Below are 16,725 nucleotides of genomic sequence, written 5' to 3'. Positions count from 1 at the left end.
CCGCGCCCGCCGGCGACGACGCGGGCCGACCCGCCGGGCGAAGGCGGGCGCGGGCCGGCCGCCGCCGGGGCGAACCCGGCCGGACTACGCCCGCCCTACAGCGCCGGCGCCTTCCGGTGCCAGTCCGTGACCTGCTGGAAGGCATCCGCGGCCCGCAGCAGCGTCGCCTCGGCGAAGGGCCGGGCGGCGAGCTGCAGCCCGATCGGCAGCCCCCGGTCGTCCAGGCCGCAGGGGATGCTGACGGTCGGCAGGCCCAGGTAGTTGAAGGGCCGGGTGTTGGCCGAGACCGCCATGAAGCGTGCCCAGTTCGCCGGGTCGGCGTCGATATCGGTCTCCGCCAGGGTCGGCACCCTCGTGCGCAAGGTCGGCGTCGCCACCACGTCGAAGCCGGTCAGCGTCTCCGCCACGAACTGCCTGAGGAGGGCGCCGCGGCGCGACAGCGCCTCCACATACAGGTGCCCCGGGATGGCATAGCCGCCATAGAGGCGGGAGGAGAGGTGGATGGCATAGTCGCCCGGATGCTCCCGCATCCAGTTGGCATGGATGGTCGCGCCCTCCACCCGGCTGACCAGCGCGACATAGGCGTTGATGGCGCGGAGCGAGGGCGCCTTCACCCGCGTGACCTCCGCCCCGGCCTCGCGCAGCGCGGCCAGTGCCGCCTCGAAGCCCGCCACCACCGGCGCATCGGCGCCGTCGAGGAAATAGGTCTCGCAGACCGCGACCTTCAGCCCCTTGGCATGGCCGGTCAGCGCCGCCTCGTAGTCCGGCACCGCTTCCGGCGCGCTGGTCGGGTCCTTCGGGTCGTGCCCGGCCGTCACCGCCAGGAAGCGCGCGGCGTCGCGGGCGGTGCGGACCAGCGGGCCGACATTGTCGCAGGAGAAGGACAGCGGCATGACGCCGTGGCGGGAGACCCGCGTCTGCGTCGCCTTCAGCCCGGTGACGCCGCAGAGCGTCGCCGGCAGCCGGATGGACCCGCCGGTGTCGCTGCCGAGCGCCGCGGTGACGAAGCGCGCCGCGACCGCGGCGCCGGAGCCCGAGGAGGAGCCGCCGGTGCAATAGGCTGGGTTCCAGGGATTGTGGCAGTCGCCGAAATGCGCGTTGTGGCCGGTGGGGTTCTGCGCGAACTCCGCCATGTTCAGCGTGCCCATGTCGATCGCGCCGGCGGCGTCCAGCCGCTGCAGCACGGTCGCCGTGACCTTGGGGACGAAGTCCTTGCGGATCTTCGACCCGCAGCTGCTCACCTTGCCGGCACGGTAGTACATGTCCTTGTGCATCATCGGCGCGCCGGCGAGCTTCCCGGGCGCCTGGCCGGCAGCCCGCGCCTTGTCCTGCGCCGCCGCCTGGTCCAGCGCCGCGTCCCGGTCCAGGCGGATGACGCTGTTGACCTTGCCGTCATGCGCCTCGATGCGGGCGAGGCTGGCGCGGACCATCGCCTCGGCCGTCACCTCGCCCCGGGCGAAGGCATCGGCGGCCTCGGTCATGGAAAGCGTGGTCAGGTCGCTCATTGGCCGGACTCCTTGCAGGCGCGCAGCGCCGCCTCGAAGCCGCTCGGCTCCTCCTCGAATTGCAGGGTGCCGCGCAGCGCCTCGATCTCGGCGATCAGGGCGGCATGGTCGGCCAGGCCGGCGCGGGCGGCGGCATTCGGCAGGTCGACGCCGCTCCAACGGCGGATCGCCTCCATGGTCGGCACGACGAGCTCGGGTTCGGTCGGCATCCTGTGTGTCCCCCCTTCGGGTGTGGCGCCGGGCAAGCAAGGCGCATGCCCCGGGATGGACTGGTCTTGCAACGAATCGCCCGCGCATCCTATGCAGTATGCATTGAACGATGACGGCCGGCGCCCTGGCGCCCCGCACCGCCATCGCCGGCCGGAGGAGGATCCGCCATGCGCCGCGCCACCCTTGCCCTTGCCCTGCTGGCCGGCACCACGCTGCCGGCCATCGCCGCCGATGCCAAGCCGCGGCGGGAGCCGAGCGCGGCGCAGCAGGCGCAGCAGGAGCGGATGCGCCAGTGCAGCGCCAATGCCCGGCAGCAGAGCCTGCATGGCGACCCGCGCAAGGCCTTCATGAAGGACTGCCTGTCGAAGCGCGCCACCGGCTGAGGCCGGAGCGGGCGACCGGGCGCGCCGCCGATGCGCGCGCCGACCCGCCCGAAGCGCCTCCCGGTCCGCACCGACCGCGTCGCCGCGGTGGCCTTGCCGGGGTCCGGTCCGCCGGGGCCTGCGCGGACCTCCCGCGACCCGTCCTCGAGCAGATCCCGATCAGGTGGAAGGACCTGGTCGGGCGACGATGCTCGTCGAATCGAAAGACCGGAGCGGTTGCCGTGAGCCATGGCGAACGGAAACCGATCTATCCGGTGCGGCGCAGCACCAGCGTGGTCCAGGGGCCGACATCGATGCGGCGTTCCAGCCGCAGACCCTGCCGGCGATGCGCCGCCAGCACCATCCGCGCCTGGGTGCCGAGCAGGCCGGCCAGGATCGCCGTGCCGCCGGGCCGCAGATGCGCCGCGAGGTCGCGCGCCATGGCGCAGAGCGGCCGGGCCAGGATATTGGCGAAGATCAGGTCGTAGCGCCCGCGGCGTACCACCGGATGCCGCCAGCCATCAGCGAGCCGCGCCGCGACCAGCCGCCCGACGCCGTTCAGCCCTGCATTCTCCTGCGCCACGCGCACCGACCAGGGCTCGATATCGGTCGCCAGCACCGGCCGGCGCAGCAGCTTCGCCGCGGCGATGGCCAGGATTGCGCTGCCGGTGCCGAGATCGAGGATGGTCCGCGGCGCCCGGTGGGCCACGGCTTCGAAGGCGCGCAGGCAGCCCTGGGTCGAGGCATGCTCGCCGCTGCCGAAGGCAAGCCCGGCATCGAGGCGGAGCACGACGCGGCCGAAGCTGACCGGGTCCGGCACATGCGTCGGCCGCACCAGGAAGCGGCGGCCGATCGGCGCCTCGGGGAAGGATTGCACGGTGCGGGCAAGCCAGCCCTCGGCCTCGATCGGCCCGGACAGCAGCGCCGGCGGGTCGATTCCGGCCACCGCCGCGGCCAGCGCCAGCGCGCCTTCCAGCTCCGCCTCGCCCCAGCCAGCCTCCCGCACGCCTTCCACGCGCCAGGTGTCGGTCGGCTCGTCGCGGAAATAGGAGACGGCGACACAGACCGTCTGCAGCGCCGCCTCGAAGGCCGGCACCGCCTCCTCCGGCAGGGCATCGAGGACCAGCAGTTCAAGCGGCTCGGTCCGGCGGCGGGACAGGGGCGTGGGCCAGGCGGCCGCCCCGGCCGGCCGGCTCAGCCCTGCGCGCGCATCCGCGCCCCGGTCATCGGATGGCGGGTTCGCCGGCCGATCCAGGCCTGCGCGCATGGCCGCGTTCCGGTCATCGGACGGCGGGTTCGCCGGCCGATCCAGGCCTGCGCGCGTGGCCGCGCTCCGGTCATCGGACGGCCCGCCCGCATCGGAGGGCGCGCTCACGACACCAGCTCCAGGAAGCTGTCCAGCACGCGCTTGGGGTCGGACTTCTCGAAGGCGACGTCCACCCGGTTCTCCTCGACGCCCGTCACCCGGCCATAGCCGAATTTCTGGTGGAAGACGCGGTCGCCCACGCGCAGCGCCGAGGACCGGGCGGGGCGCGCCTGCACCTCCCAGGCGGCGGATTCGATGCTGCGCGGCTTGCGCGCCGTGAGGCCCGAGGCACCGGTGAAGACCGACGGCATGTCCACCACGCGGTTGCGCGCCATGCCGGCGCTGCCCTCCCGCTGGATGTGCTCGATCGGCAACTCGTCGAGGAAGCGCGACGGGATGCTGCTGGACCAGTTGCCGTACATCCGGCGATTGGCGGCGCAGGAGACGATGGCCTGCTTGCGCGCCCGCGTCAGCCCGACATAGGCGAGGCGGCGTTCCTCCTCGAGGCCCTTCTCCCCGCCCTCCTCCATGGCGCGGCTGTGCGGGAACAGCCCTTCCTCCCAGCCCGGCAGGAAGACCATGTCGAATTCCAGCCCTTTCGCCGCATGCAGCGTCATGAGCGAGAGGCGGTCGCCCTGGCTGTTCTCGTCATTCTCCATCACGAGGGCGACGTGTTCGAGGAAGCCGTTCAGGCTCTCGAACTCGCCCAGCGCGCGGACGAATTCCTTGAGGTTCTCGAGCCGTCCCGGCGCCTCCGGCGATTTGTCCTGCTTCCACATCTCGGTGTAGCCGCTCTCGTCCAGCAGGGTCGCAGCGGTGACCACATGGCCCTCGCGCCCCAGCTGCTCGCGCCAGCGGGCGAAGCCGTGCAGCAGCTCGGACAGCGCCATGCGCGCCTTGCCCGCCAGGCCGCCGCCCTGGACCAGCTTGCCGGCGGCGAGCGCCAGCGGGATGCGCTCGGCCCGCGCGATCTCGTGCATCTTGCGGAGCGCGGTGTCGCCCAGGCCGCGCTTCGGGGTGTTCACGATGCGCTCGAAGGCCAAGTCGTCCGATGGCTGGGCGAGGACGCGCAGATAGGCCATGGCGTCGCGGATCTCGGCCCGCTCGTAGAATTTCAGCCCGCCGACCACGCGATAGGGCACACCGAGGGTGATCAGCCTTTCCTCGAAGGCGCGGGTCTGGAAGCCGGCGCGGACCAGGATGGCGATCTCGGCCAGCGGGTGGCCGCTGCGCTGCGCCGCCTCGATCCGCTCGCCCACCATGCGCGCCTCCTCCTCGGAGTCCCACAGCGCGACGACGCGCACCTTCTCGCCATCCGCGTCGTTGCGGCCGGCGCGCAGCGTCTTGCCCAGCCGGCCGCTGTTGTGCGCGATCAGCCCGCTGGCGGCGGCGAGGATGGGGCGTGTGGAGCGATAGTTGGATTCCAGGCGCACGACTTTTGCGTTCGGGAAATCCTTCTCGAAGCGCAGGATGTTCTCGATCTCGGCGCCGCGCCAGGAATAGATCGACTGGTCGTCGTCGCCGACGCAGCAGATGTTGCGATGGCCCTGCGCCAGCAGCCGCAGCCACAGGTACTGCACCAGGTTGGTGTCCTGGTACTCGTCCACCAGGATGTAGCGGAAGCGGCGGTGCCAGTCGGCCAGCACCTCGGGGTGGTCGCGAAGGATCTCCACCATGTGCAGCATCAGGTCGCCGAAATCGGCGCAGTTGAGGTCCTTCAGCCGCTCCTGGTAGGCGGCGTAGAGGGCGCGGGCGCGGCCGCCGGCATAATCGGTGTCCTCGGCCGGCGTCACCCGCGCCGGGGTGATGCCGCGGTCCTTCCAGCGCTGCACCTGCGCCATGAGGCCCGGCGCCGGCCAGCGCTTGGCATCGATCCCGGCCGCGTCCATCACCTGCTTCAGCAGCCGCATCTGGTCGTCGGTGTCGAGGATGGTGAAGGCGCTGGTCAGCCCGACCAGCTCGGCATGCCGGCGCAGCATGCGGGCGCAGAGCGCGTGGAAGGTGCCGAGCCAGAGGCCCTCCACCGGCCGCTGGATGATGGCGGCGACGCGTTCCCGCATCTCGCGCGCCGCCTTGTTGGTGAAGGTGACGGAGAGCACCTGCCCCGGGAAGGCGCGCTGCGTCATGATCAGGTGGGCGAAGCGCGTGGTCAGCACCCGCGTCTTGCCGGTCCCGGCGCCGGCCAGGACCAGCAGCGGCCCGTCCAGCGCCTCCACCGCCTCCCGCTGCTCGGGGTTCAGGCGCGTCAGGTAGTCCGGTTGCGGCGCGGCGGCGCTCACTGGCAGGCCCCCACGGACCCGGCGGCGCAGATGCGCGCGCCGTCGATCCAGCGCGCGCCTTCCAGCTGGGCGTTCAGCAGATCCGCCCCGTCCAGCCGCGCCCGGGTCAGGTCGGCGCCGCGCAGGTCGGCGCCGAAGAAGCGAGTGCGCCGCAGGTCGGCCGCCACCAGCCGCGCCCCGGTGAGGTCGGCGCTGGTGAAATCGGCCGAAAGCAGGTTGGCGCCGCTGAGGTCGGCGCCGCGCAGGTCGGTGGCGATGAAGCGGGCATTGCGGCCATCGGCGCGCGCCAGGTCGGCCTCGGCCAGGACGCTGCGGGTCAGCGACGCCTCCCGCAGCAGCGCGCCCGCCAGCTTCGCGCCGGCGTATTCCCGCTGTTCAAGAAAGCAGCGGCGCCAGTCGATACCGGGCTGCGGCGGCTGCGAGCAGGCAGCGGCGGTCGCCGGGCCGGCGAGCGCCAGGGGGGCGAGGGACAGCAGGGCGAGGGACAGGATCACGGTGCGCACGGTCCCGGGTATAGAACGGGATGCGAACTCATCCAATCGCCGGCGGCGGACTTGCCTGCCGCCATGCGGCATGGGATGGGCGGGGCCCTACAGGCGAAACGAGCAGCCGCATGACGACGGGGATCAGGTTCGCGCTCGGGAGGCTGCGCAGCCTGGTGCTGGGCGGCGCCCCCGGCGTGTCCCGGCGCGACATCGTCGCGGCGCATGAGCTGCTGCTGGGCCGCCTGCCGGAGAGCGAGGCGGCGATCCGCCAGTTCAGCGACCTGCCGGACCGGGCCGCCCTCGGCACCTCGCTCATCCGCTCCCCCGCCTTCCGCGCCCGGCTGGCGACCGAGGGCGTGCTGGACACGCTCTACCACCGCCGCCAGACGGTCTATCTGGGCGACCGCATCCTGGCCTACACCCATGCCGGCGCGCGGATGTTCCTGCTGCCGGACGATGTGGACCTGACGCCGCATCTGCTGGAATCGGGCCAGTGGGAAGCGCATGTGGAGGCGGCGATCCGCCGCCTGCTCCGCCCCGGCCAGGCCGCCGCCGATATCGGCGCCAATGTCGGCTATCACAGCCTGGCGATCGCCCAGTCCATCGGGCCCGCCGGCCGGCTGGAGGCGCTGGAGGCGAATCCGGCGGTGGCGCGGCTGCTGCGCGCCACGCTGGCCAGCAACGGCTTCCTCGACCGGGCGCGGGTGCATGCGGTGGCGGCGCTGGACCGCCCCGGCCAGGTCACGCTGGCGGCGGCGCAGGACCATCACGGCAGCGGCCATGTCGCCACCGGCCTGCCCGATGGCTGGGCGGACCGCTACCCGGTGCAGTGGGAGGTGCCGGCCCGCCGCCTCGACGACCTGCTGCCCGAAGCGGCGCGGCTCGACCTCATCCGGCTCGACATCGAAGGGGCGGAACCGCTGGCGCTGCGCGGGGCGGAGGGAGTCATCCGCCGATCGCCCGGGCTGCGCATCATCGCCGAATGGTCTGTCCCCATGATGGCGCCACGGACCGACCTGCCGGGCTTCGTGGCCTGGCTGTCCGGGCTGGGCTTCGGCTTCTGGCGCATCGGCGACGGCGGGGCGCTGGATCCCGTGCATCCGGCGGCCACGCTGGAGCTGCCGCATTGCGACCTTCTGCTCTCGCGCGGCGGGGTGGACTGACGCCCGGTCGAAGCGATCCGGGCTCGGCGCCTGCCGCCCTGCCAGGCCTGCGCATCGCCCGCGCCGGACCTGCGCGGCCGGGCATGGTCCCCTGCCCGGGCGGTTCCGTGCGACACTGGCCGGCTCTCGCCCCGCCGCAACGACACGGACCCCTGGCCATGGCCGACACGCCTGCCATCACCTGGTATTTCGACACCGTCTCGCCCTTCGCCTGGATCGCCTGGCCGCGGATCGAGGCGCTGGCGGCGACGCATGCGGTCGCCCTGCGGCCGGTGGTGCTGGGGGCGGTGCTGTCACACTGGGGCACGGTGGGGCCGGCGGAACTGCCGCCGAAGCGGCTGCACACCTACCGGCTGAGCGCCTTCCTGGCCGCGCAGCGGGGCGTGCCGCTGCGCTTTCCGCCGCGGCATCCCTTCCGCTCGCTCGAGGTGCTGCGGCTGCTGCAGGCGCTGGGGTCGTCGCCAGGGGCGGTGCGGACGGCCTTCGAGTTCACCTGGCGCGAGGGGCGGGACGCGAGCGACCCGCAGGGATTCGCCGCGCTCTGCGGCCGGCTGGGAGTGGCGGACCCCGTGGCGCTGGTCGAGGCGCGCGGCGCGAAGGCGGCGCTGCGGGCAGGGACGGAGGCGGCGGTGGCGGCCGGCGTCTTCGGCGTGCCGACGTTGCGCATCGCGGAGGAGTTGTTCTGGGGCGTGGACGCGCTGCCGATGGCGGAGGCGTATCTGGCGGACCCGGCGCTGTTCGAGGGCGGCGAGATGGCGCGGCTGCGCGACCTGCCGGTGGGGGCGGCGCGCAAGCTCTGAGAAGAAGGAGGGTTGCGGGGGTATCGCGGGGAAGGGAGTTCCCTCCCTTCCCCCCGGGCCGCGTGGCGCGTTACTCGGCCGCCTGCCTGTACCGGCGCGCATATTGCGCCAGCGCATCATCCGGCACCGGCTCGATCGGCGTGAAGTCGGTATGGGCGATCCATTCCGGCCGGGTCGGCTTGCGGATGTGGTTCGAGACCGCGTTCAGCGTCAGGTAGACGATCTTGCGCGGATAGGGCGTGATGTTCGGCGCGCTGCCATGCACCAGGTTGCCGTGGAACATCAGCAGCCCGCCCGGCTTGCCGGTGGGCGCGACGATGCCGCCATCCTGCACCAGCTTCGTCACCACCTCGTCCGTGATGGTCCAGAGCGGGTAGGAGGTGGTGCTGGTGTCGTGCCCGGCCGCCAGGTTGCCGTGCTTCTGGCTGCGCGGGATGAGCATGAGCGGGCCGTTGATCGGCATCACCTCATCGAGGAAGACGGCGATGTTCATCGCCCGCGGCTCCGGCATGCCGTCGTCCCGCAGCCAGGTGCCGTAGTCCTGGTGCCACTGCCAGACATCGCCGGTGAAGGCGGCCTTCGCGTTGATCTTGAACTGGTGCATGTAGAGCTTCTCGCCGAACACCTGCTCGATCGGCTCGATCATGCGGGGATGCGCACCCAGCAGCCGGAAGGCCTCGTTGAAGGTATGGGCGGCGAAGGCGGTGCGCGGCGCGCCGGACTTCTCGCGCCAGATCTCCGGCCGGTGCTCGCGGTAGATCGCGTCCGCTTCCTCCCGCAGGCAGGCGACCTCCTCGGGCGTGAAGGTCTCCGGCAGGAAGAGCCAGCCTTCCTCGTGGAAATGGCGGATCTGCGCGTCGGACAGCTTCATGGCCGTTCCTTCCCTTCCTCGGACATCGCCGCATCCTAGGGCCGGACGGGCCGCCGCCCAAGGCTTTCCCGGCCGTGGCGGCAGGGGCAGGATGGCGGCCGACGCTCACGGGGAGGCATGCCTTGGCCATACGCATGGGGGCCGCACGCATCGGCCGCCGTCCACTCCTCGCCACCGCGCTGGCGCTGCCGCATGCGGCGCGCGCCCAGGCCGGCTGGCCGACGCGACCGGTGCGCGTCGTCATCTCCTGGCCACCGGGCGGCGGCGCCGATGTGCCGATGCGGCTGGCGGCGCCGGCGATGCAGCAGGTGCTGGGCCAGCCGCTGGTGCTGGAGAACCGGGCGGGCGCGAGCGGGTCGGTCGGCGCCGGCGTGGTCGCGCAGGCGGCGCCGGATGGCTACACCACGCTGGCCGATACCGCCGGCGGGTCGGTCAACCACCTGCTGATCCCCGGCCTGCCCTACGACTTCCAGCGCAGTTTCAGCATGGTCAGCCAGATGGTGCGCTCCCCGCTGCTGTGCGTGGTGCGGGCGGACCATCCGGCGAAGGACCTGCACGGGCTGCTGGAACGCTGCCGGTCCCTGCCAGGGCAGGTGCCCTTCGGCTCCTCCGGCGTCGGGACGATGACGCATCTGGCCCCGGCGCTGCTGCTGCGGCGGGCGGGGGTGACGGCGAACCACATCCCCTACCGGGGCGGCGCCGCCTCCATCACCGGCATCCTCTCGGGCGATGCGGAGTTCGTCTTCTCCACCCTGCCCTCCGCGACGCCGCTGGTGCTCGAAGGCAAATTGCGCGGCCTGGCGGTGTCCATCGGCCATCGCCTCGGCAACCTGCCGGACATCCCGACGGTGCAGGAACAGGGCTTCGCCGGGTTCGACATCGCGGACTGGCTGGGGTTCTACACCCCCGCCGGCACGCCGGAGCACGCCGTGGCCCGGCTGGCCGAGGCGGCGCAGGCCGGCATGCGCGACCCCAATGCGGTGAAGCGGCTGGGCGAGATCGGCATGATCCCGGTCGGCAGCCCGCCGGCGGAATTCGCCGCCTTCTTCGCCGAGCAGCGCCGCACCCTGGGCGCCATCATCCAGGAGAACGGCATCAAGGTGGAATGATCGCGCCGCCGGCCGCGGGCCGGTGCGGGGCAGGCCCACGGCGCCGCCGCCGGGCTCCTCGCGCGCCCATGCCCAGCCTGGCCGGCAGGGGTGGCCTGCGGCGCAGGGGCGGCCGGCTGGCGACGGCCCGCGCCGATCACCTCGGCTTGACCGGCCGCGGCGGCGCCCCGCATGCTGCAACGCAACAACGTTCCGGGCTGCCGCATGAGACCCTTCCGCCGCGCCGTGCTGCGCATCCCCCTCGCGCTTCTCGCCGCCCCGGCCCTGGCCCGGGCACAGCCGGCCTGGTCGCCGAGCCAGCCGGTGCGGGTGCTGATCCCCTTCCCCGCCGGCGGCACCATGGACCCGGTGGTGCGGATCGCGCAGCAGGCGGTGCAGGAGGATCTGGGCCAGCCCGTGGTCATCGACTACCGGCCGGGCGGCGCGACCGTGGTCGGCACCACGGAACTGCAGCGGGCCGCGCCGGATGGCCATACGCTGCTGATGGTGGCCAACAGCTTCGCCGCCAACATCACCCTGCGGCCGAACACGCCCTACAACGCGCTGCGCGACTTCGCGCCGCTGGTCCTGGCGACGGTGGTGCCGCATGTGCTGGTGGCGAACCCGGCGGTGGCGCGGGACTTTCCCGGCTTCCTCGAGGCCGGGCGGAAGCCGGGCGGCGGGCTCACCTACGGGTCCTACGGGATCGGCACCTCCAACCACCTCGGCGGCGACCAGTTCAAGGGGCTGGCGCGGCTGAACGCCATCCATGTCCCCTATACCGGCACCACCCAGGCCTATCCGGACCTGACCAGCGGGCGGCTGGACTTCATGTTCGCCAACCTGCCGGACGTGCTGCAGCCGGTCGCGGCCGGGCAGCTGCGGGCCCTGGCGATTTCGGCCGAGGCGCGGGCGAAGGAACTGCCCAACCTGCCGACCATGGCGGAGCTGGGCTTTCCCCTGGTTCTGTCGGACAGCTGGTTCGGCCTGATCTGCCGCGCCGAGGTGCCGGCGCCAGCCCGCGCCCGGCTGGAAGCCGCCTGGCGCGCCGCCCTGCTGCGGCCGGACATCCGCGGCCGGCTGGAGGAGCAGGCCTTCACCGTCCTGGCGAAGCCGGGCGAGGACTTCGGGGCGGATATCCGCCGCTATGCCCGGACCTATGCCGAGGTGATCCAGGCCAACGGCATCAAGGTCGAGTAGCGGCCGCCGGGGCGCCGAGAGGGGCCTTGCCCCCCCGAACCCCTTCCACCAGGGGTCGGGTAACCTGAGGACCGGCCTGCGCCATCGCCGGCCAGCGATGCAACCGGGCGGGGGGCCGGGGGCCGGTTTGGTCCCCGGCGGGCGGGTGCGGGAGGGTCAGGGGCACCCCAAGACGATGCGCCGCATCGTCACGGGAACCCGGCAGCCCCCTCCCGCGGCGTCACGTCCTGGCCGGCCGCGCGCCCAGGATATGGGCGATGGCATAGACCAGGTCCGGCCGGTTCAGCGTGTAGAAGTGGAACTCGTCCACGCCATTGGCCTGCAGCAGCCGCACCTGCTCGGCCGCCACCACGGCGGCGACCATGCGGCGGGTCTCGACGTCGTCCTCCAGCCCCTCGAACAGCGCGGCCATCCAGTCCGGCACGCCGGCGCCGCACATGGCGGAGAATTTCCGCATCTGGGTGAAGTTGGAGACGGGCATGATCCCCGGCACGATCGGCACGGTGATCCCGGCCGACAGCGCCCGGTCGAGGAACCGCAGGAAGGTGTCGCTGTCGAAGAAGTACTGCGTGATGGCGCGGGTGGCGCCGGCATCGATCTTGCGCTTCAGGTTGTCCAGGTCATGGTCGGCCGACAGCGCAGTCGGGTGCACCTCGGGGTAGGCGGCGACGCTCACCTCGAAGGGCGCGATGCGGCGCAGCCCGGCCACCAGGTCGGCGGCATAGGCATAGCCCTCCGGATGCGGCTCATAGCGGTCCGACCCGGCGGGCGGGTCGCCGCGCAGGGCGACCACATGCCGCACCCCGGCATCCCAGTAGGCCCGGGCGACATCGTCCACCTCGCCCTTCGAGGCGCCGACGCAGGTCAGGTGGGCCGCCGGGGTCAGGGCGGTTTCCTTGACGATTCTTGCCACCGTCGCATGGGTGCGGGCCTGGGTGGTCCCGCCCGCGCCATAGGTGACGGACACGAAGCGCGGCGCCAGCGGCTCCAGCCGCCGGATGCAGGTCCAGAGCTGGGCGTCCAGCGCATCGGTCTTCGGCGGGAAGAATTCGAAGGAGAGCGCCGGGGCGGGCGCGCAGGCCAGCGGCGGCAGGCCGCCGATCCGCGGCCCCGTCAGCCAGCGCTGCAGCGTCCCGGCTGTCGGGCCGGACCGCGGCAGGCCGGCGGCGTCGGGCATGGTCTGGTCCATCATCCACCTGTGCACGGGTCAAGGCTTCGGAAGCTCGGCACCGGATACCGTTTGTGGCGTTGCAGCGCCACCCCAAGGGCCATAATGCCGTTTCCGGTTGCGTGGCTTGCCTACCCCCGTCCCGGGGGCAAGGTGGTACGCGACTTACTGTTGCGTTAAGCAGACGCAAGAGGGCCCGCCGTCGATGCCATTCCTTTCGTCCACCCCATCCCGGCCGGGACGCGGCCGCCTGCTTCCCGCGCTCGCGCTGCTGCTGCCGGTCCTGGCCGCCTGCGCGCCGCGGCCGGACCCCGCGGACCCCGATGCGGTGGCCGAGTTCCGCCAGGTCAACGACCCGATCGAGCCCTTCAACCGCGCCATGTTCTCGGTGCACCAGGGGATCGACCGCTTCGTGCTGCGGCCGGTCGCGGTGGGCTACCGCGACGTGGTGCCGCAGCCGGTGCGGACCGGGGTCCGGAACGTGCTGGGCAACCTGCGCACGCCGGTGATCCTGGCCAACGACATGCTGCAGGGCGAACCGCGGCGCGCCGGGGACACGCTGGGCCGCTTCCTGATCAACTCGACGCTGGGCGTCGGCGGCATCTTCGACGTCGCCTCCTCCTGGTTCGGGGTGCGCGGCCATACCGAGGATTACGGCCAGACCCTGGCGGTCTGGGGCCTCGGCGAGGGCGCCTACCTGTTCATCCCGGTGCTCGGCCCGTCCAACCCGCGCGACCTCGCCGGCTTCGGCCTCGGCATCGCCTCCGACCCGCTGACCTGGGTCGGCCAGGGCGCGGCGGTGGATGCGCTGACCGGCACCCGCGCCGGCGCCACGGTGGTGGACACCCGCGAATCGCTGATCGAGCCGCTGGATGCGGTGAACCGGGACTCCCTCGACCCCTATGCGACGCTGCGCAGCGCCTACCGCCAGCGCCGCAACGCCGAGATCCGCAACACCAACGACAGCGTGGCGCCGTCGGCCGCCGGCAGCACCGGCTTCGGCACTGGCACCGGCATCCAGCCGCCGCGCCGATCGGACCGGGAGTAGAGAGCATGACCGCATTCGACCGCCGCCTGCTGCTGGGCGTGGCGCTGGGCGCCCCCCTGGCCGCCGCCATGCCGGCGCGGGCGCAGCAGGATATCGGCCGCGCCGCCAGCTTCATCCAGGCCACGGGGCAGGAGCTGGTGGCGGCCATCAACGACACGCGGGCCGATGCCGCGACGCGGCGGCAGCGCGTCGCCGCGGTGCTGCGCCGGGCGGTGGACATCGAGGGCGTCGGCCGCTTCATCCTCGGCCGCTGGTGGCGCCAGGCCAGCGCCGCCGAGCAGCAGGAATACATGAAGCTGTTCGAGGAGACGCTGATCCGCAACCTCTCGGCCCGCTTCGGGGAATACCAGGGGGTGCGCTTCTCGCTCGGCCGCAGCCAGCAGCGGACCGAGGACGACGTGCTGGTGAACACGATCATCGAGCGGCCGAACAGCGCGCCCTTCGCGCTGGACTGGCGGGTCGGCGACGTGAACGGCCAGCCCAAGGTGGTGGACGTGATCGCCGAGGGGACGTCGCTGCGGCTGACCCAGCGCAGCGAGTATTCCAGCGTCATCCAGCAGAATGGCGGCCGCGTCGCGGCCCTGCTGGACGCGATGAAGCGGCAGATCCAGCAGCTGGCGGCGCGCGAGGGCGGCACGCGGTAGTGCCGGGAGGGGCGCCGCCCCCTCCGACCCCACCCCGCCGAGGACCGGACCGGCCCCCGGTCCCCCGCATGGCTTGATCGCCGGGGGGAAGCCCCCAGGCGATGAACCCGCGGGGTCCAGGGGCCCTTCGGCCCCTGGCGGATGGCGCTCGGGGAGGGTGGCGCCCGCCTCGATCCCGCCGCGCCCGTCAGCCGCTGCTGAGCGCCACCTCCTGCCCGTCCGCCCGTTTCAGCCTGGCCACCAGCCGGGCATGCGGGCTTCGCCGGACCCGCAGCACCTCCTCCAGCCCGCGCTCGGCGAGCGCCGACTTCACCGCATCGGCATCCGGGTGCTCCGCCTCCAGCGCCAGCAGCCGGACATGGCTGTCCGGCAGGCGGGAGGACGCGCCCTCCCCCTTCCACTCGATCAGCGCCGGGATCAGGTTGTTCATGTCCTGCCGCTGCGGCGGGAAGGCCATGCGCCAGTGCAGGTCGCCGCGCGACATGGCCTGCATCTCCCCCGCCCGGTGGCCGAGCCGGGCCACCACCGCGTCCAGCACCGGCGTCCGCGCCACCCAGGCGATCAGCCGCGGCTCGGCCTCCAGCGCCACCTTCAGGGACGGGTCGTCCAGGTCGAACAGCCGCGGATGCGCCGGCTCCGGCTGCGCCGGGTCGGGCGCGATCACCTCCAGATAGGTGCCGCGGCCGAGGCCGAGCAGCATGTTGTGCGTGCCGAAGCCCTCGTGCACGCCGCCCTTGCGCGGCTTCACGCCCAGATGCTGCTCGACGAAGGCGGCGCCTTCCTCCAGCGTCCGGGCGCCCAGCACGATGTGGTCGATCTCGGCCATGTCCTCCCCCTTGGTTCCAGGCCCGGGTCAGCCCCGGGCCGCGGCTGCGGCGTCGCGCCCGCTGCGGCGCCGCAGCGGTCCGCGTTCGACCATGAACGCAGGCCGCCGCGGCCTGGTGTCGCCGGAGAGGTTTCACGCGTCCGGGCGTTCACGCCCCGCCGCGATCCGCCCCGGGCCCCCGGGCGCCGAACCCGCCGCGCTCAGCGCGCGGCGAACTGGGTCTTCCCGAACATCACCTCGCGCTCCGCATCGGTGATCGGGCCCTTGCGCTGGCGCTCCGCCAGGACCTCCACGCCGCGCTGCACCGCGGGGCGCGCCGCCACCGCATCATGCCAGCGTCGCACATTGGGGTAATGCGCCAGATCAATTCCGCGGCGTTCCGGCAGCCGCACCCAGGGGAAGGTGCAGATATCGGCGATGGAGTAGTCCGCCCCGGCCAGGAAGGGGCTGTCGGCCAGGCGCTTGTCCAGCACCCGGTGCAGCCGCGCAACCTCGTTGCCGTAGCGCTCGATGGCGTAGGGGATTTTCTCGGCGGCATAGTTGGCGAAATGGCCGTACTGGCCGAACATCGGGCCCACCCCGCCCATCTGGAACATCACCCATTCCAGGCAGCGGTAGCGCGCCGCCGGGTCCTTCGGCAGCAGGCCGGACCCGGTCTTCTCCGCTAGGTAGACCAGGATCGCCGCGCTCTCGAACAGCGTCAGGGGCACGCCGCCCGGCCCGTCGGGATCGACGATCGCCGGGATGCGGTGGTTGGGGGTGATGGCGAGGAATTCCGGGCGGAACTGCTCCCCCTGCCCGATATTCACCGGCACCACCTCATAGGGCAGCCCCAGTTCCTCGAGCATGATGTGGACCTTGTGGCCGTTCGGCGTCGGCCAGGTCCAGACCTGGATGGGCGCGGGCATGGCGGGGCTCCTCCTGCGGGGCGGGCAGCATGGGGCGCGGCGCCCGGGCGGCACAATCCATCGCCGCGGCGGGCACGGCCCCGGCCGAAATTAAGCAGGGCAGCGAAATCATCTTCGTCTTGTGCGGCGCAACACAGTAAACTCTGCTGCAGCGCGGCATCCTGCCCGTGCCCTTCGGAGGTCCGCATGTCGAAGACCCTGTTCCCGATGCTGCCGGCCATGCCGGCCGGCACCGTGGTCGCCGCGCTGATGACGATCCAGATGAAGAACCTCGATGCCCTGGCCGCCGCGCAGAAGGCGGCCATGGACGGCATCGGCACCATCGCCCGGCAGCAGCAGGACATGCTGGCGGCGCGGCTGCAGGACGTGGCGGGCCTGCCGGCGACGCTGGAAAGCGACCCGCAGCAGGCGGTGGCCAAGCCCTTCGACGCGCTGCGCACCGCCATCCTGGACGGCAGCGCCCGGTCGAACATGCTGAGCGAGCTGACCGCGCGCACCGCCGCCTCGGTCTCCGGCATCCTGCAGGCCCGCCTCCTGGCGGCGCTGGACGAGACCAAGGCGGCGCTGCTCCAGGCCCTGCCCGCCGGCAAGGCTTGAGCATCCGTGACGGCAGGCCCGCCGGCGCGCGGCCGCGGCGCCGCCGCGCCGTGACGGGTCCGCCCCCGCCCTGACGCCAGGGGGCCGTCCCGCCGGGGCGGCCCGCCTTCGCCCCGACTGCCCTTTCCCCTGCCCTCCAGGACGGAGATGCCCCGATGCGGCTCCGCATGCGCCTGCCTGCCCACGCCCCCGCCGAAGCCCGCCACACCCGCCCTGCGCCACAGCGGCCCGGCGGCCGCCGCGCCGCGCTGCTGGCCGGGCCGCT

Annotated in this window: 17 protein-coding genes; 8 read left to right on the top strand and 9 right to left on the bottom strand. The window is 72.9% G+C overall.

The features are described 5' to 3' along the window. Positions 1–95: 95 nt before the first annotated feature. Together E2C05_RS18360 and E2C05_RS18355 are read right to left on the bottom strand one after the other, a co-directional pair. Positions 96–1,505, bottom strand: coding sequence for an amidase (locus E2C05_RS18360; protein ID WP_133221105.1), 1,410 nt, complete (start codon positions 1,503–1,505; stop codon positions 96–98). Then, positions 1,502–1,714: a hypothetical protein gene (locus tag E2C05_RS18355; RefSeq protein WP_133221104.1), complete on the bottom strand. Its 213-nt coding sequence runs from the start codon at positions 1,712–1,714 to the stop codon at positions 1,502–1,504. The genes E2C05_RS18360 and E2C05_RS18355 overlap by 4 nt, the downstream gene beginning before the upstream one ends. Positions 1,715–1,882: 168 nt before the next feature. On the opposite strand from E2C05_RS18355, the gene E2C05_RS18350 reads away from it, so the two are divergent. Then, positions 1,883–2,098, top strand: a complete 216-nt coding sequence (locus E2C05_RS18350) for a PsiF family protein (RefSeq protein WP_133221103.1) — start codon at positions 1,883–1,885, stop codon at positions 2,096–2,098. Between the two features lie 247 nt (positions 2,099–2,345). Here the strand turns inward: E2C05_RS18350 and E2C05_RS18345 are convergent, their stop codons facing one another. From E2C05_RS18345 to E2C05_RS18335, 3 genes are all read right to left on the bottom strand, one after another. After that, complete coding sequence (locus E2C05_RS18345; RefSeq protein ID WP_133221102.1) at positions 2,346–3,344, bottom strand: 50S ribosomal protein L11 methyltransferase; 999 nt, start codon at positions 3,342–3,344, stop codon at positions 2,346–2,348. Positions 3,345–3,448: 104 nt separating this feature from the next. After that, positions 3,449–5,662: an ATP-dependent helicase gene (locus E2C05_RS18340; RefSeq protein ID WP_240046781.1), complete on the bottom strand. Its 2,214-nt coding sequence runs from the start codon at positions 5,660–5,662 to the stop codon at positions 3,449–3,451. Continuing rightward, positions 5,659–6,165: a pentapeptide repeat-containing protein gene (locus E2C05_RS18335; protein WP_240046780.1), complete on the bottom strand. Its 507-nt coding sequence runs from the start codon at positions 6,163–6,165 to the stop codon at positions 5,659–5,661. The genes E2C05_RS18340 and E2C05_RS18335 overlap by 4 nt, the downstream gene beginning before the upstream one ends. A 110-nt stretch (positions 6,166–6,275) precedes the next feature. Between E2C05_RS18335 and E2C05_RS18330 the strand changes: the two genes are divergently transcribed. Both E2C05_RS18330 and E2C05_RS18325 read left to right on the top strand, forming a co-directional pair. Further along, complete coding sequence (locus E2C05_RS18330) at positions 6,276–7,310, top strand: FkbM family methyltransferase (protein WP_158292220.1); 1,035 nt, start codon at positions 6,276–6,278, stop codon at positions 7,308–7,310. A 158-nt stretch (positions 7,311–7,468) separates the two neighbouring features. Next, positions 7,469–8,110, top strand: coding sequence for a 2-hydroxychromene-2-carboxylate isomerase (locus E2C05_RS18325; RefSeq protein ID WP_133221098.1), 642 nt, complete (start codon positions 7,469–7,471; stop codon positions 8,108–8,110). Positions 8,111–8,180: 70 nt separating this feature from the next. Here the strand turns inward: E2C05_RS18325 and E2C05_RS18320 are convergent, their stop codons facing one another. After that, positions 8,181–8,981, bottom strand: a complete 801-nt coding sequence (locus E2C05_RS18320; RefSeq protein WP_133221097.1) for a phytanoyl-CoA dioxygenase family protein — start codon at positions 8,979–8,981, stop codon at positions 8,181–8,183. A 122-nt stretch (positions 8,982–9,103) separates the two neighbouring features. On the opposite strand from E2C05_RS18320, the gene E2C05_RS18315 reads away from it, so the two are divergent. Together E2C05_RS18315 and E2C05_RS18310 are read left to right on the top strand one after the other, a co-directional pair. Next, positions 9,104–10,090, top strand: a complete 987-nt coding sequence (locus E2C05_RS18315) for a Bug family tripartite tricarboxylate transporter substrate binding protein (protein ID WP_158292219.1) — start codon at positions 9,104–9,106, stop codon at positions 10,088–10,090. A gap of 204 nt (positions 10,091–10,294) precedes the next feature. Beyond that, positions 10,295–11,269: a Bug family tripartite tricarboxylate transporter substrate binding protein gene (locus E2C05_RS18310; protein WP_158292218.1), complete on the top strand. Its 975-nt coding sequence runs from the start codon at positions 10,295–10,297 to the stop codon at positions 11,267–11,269. Positions 11,270–11,489: 220 nt separating this feature from the next. On the opposite strand, the gene metF is transcribed toward E2C05_RS18310, so the two are convergent. Then, positions 11,490–12,446, bottom strand: coding sequence for a methylenetetrahydrofolate reductase [NAD(P)H] (metF, locus tag E2C05_RS18305; RefSeq protein WP_133221094.1), 957 nt, complete (start codon positions 12,444–12,446; stop codon positions 11,490–11,492). A 196-nt stretch (positions 12,447–12,642) separates the two neighbouring features. Here metF and E2C05_RS18300 point away from each other — a divergent pair, with 196 nt between their 5' ends. Next, positions 12,643–13,485, top strand: a complete 843-nt coding sequence (locus tag E2C05_RS18300; protein ID WP_133221093.1) for an MlaA family lipoprotein — start codon at positions 12,643–12,645, stop codon at positions 13,483–13,485. Between the two features lie 5 nt (positions 13,486–13,490). Beyond that, complete coding sequence (locus tag E2C05_RS18295; RefSeq protein ID WP_133221092.1) at positions 13,491–14,129, top strand: MlaC/ttg2D family ABC transporter substrate-binding protein; 639 nt, start codon at positions 13,491–13,493, stop codon at positions 14,127–14,129. Between the two features lie 187 nt (positions 14,130–14,316). On the opposite strand, the gene E2C05_RS18290 is transcribed toward E2C05_RS18295, so the two are convergent. Further along, the gene (locus E2C05_RS18290; RefSeq protein WP_133221091.1) at positions 14,317–14,955 is read right to left on the bottom strand and encodes a VOC family protein; all 639 of its coding nucleotides are present in this window, start codon (positions 14,953–14,955) and stop codon (positions 14,317–14,319) included. A gap of 200 nt (positions 14,956–15,155) precedes the next feature. Next, positions 15,156–15,863, bottom strand: a complete 708-nt coding sequence (locus E2C05_RS18285; RefSeq protein WP_133221090.1) for a glutathione S-transferase family protein — start codon at positions 15,861–15,863, stop codon at positions 15,156–15,158. 186 nt (positions 15,864–16,049) lie between these two features. Between E2C05_RS18285 and E2C05_RS18280 the strand changes: the two genes are divergently transcribed. Beyond that, a complete protein-coding gene (locus tag E2C05_RS18280) occupies positions 16,050–16,460 on the top strand; it encodes a phasin family protein (protein WP_133221089.1) in 411 nt (136 codons plus the stop codon). The last annotated feature ends 265 nt before the right edge of the window (positions 16,461–16,725 follow it).

This window comes from Paracraurococcus ruber, assembly GCF_004353985.1.
Taxonomy (GTDB): Bacteria; Pseudomonadota; Alphaproteobacteria; order Acetobacterales; family Acetobacteraceae; genus Paracraurococcus; species Paracraurococcus ruber.
The sequence above is the reverse complement of the archived record's forward strand: the minus strand, read 5'-3'. Positions and strand labels throughout refer to the sequence as shown.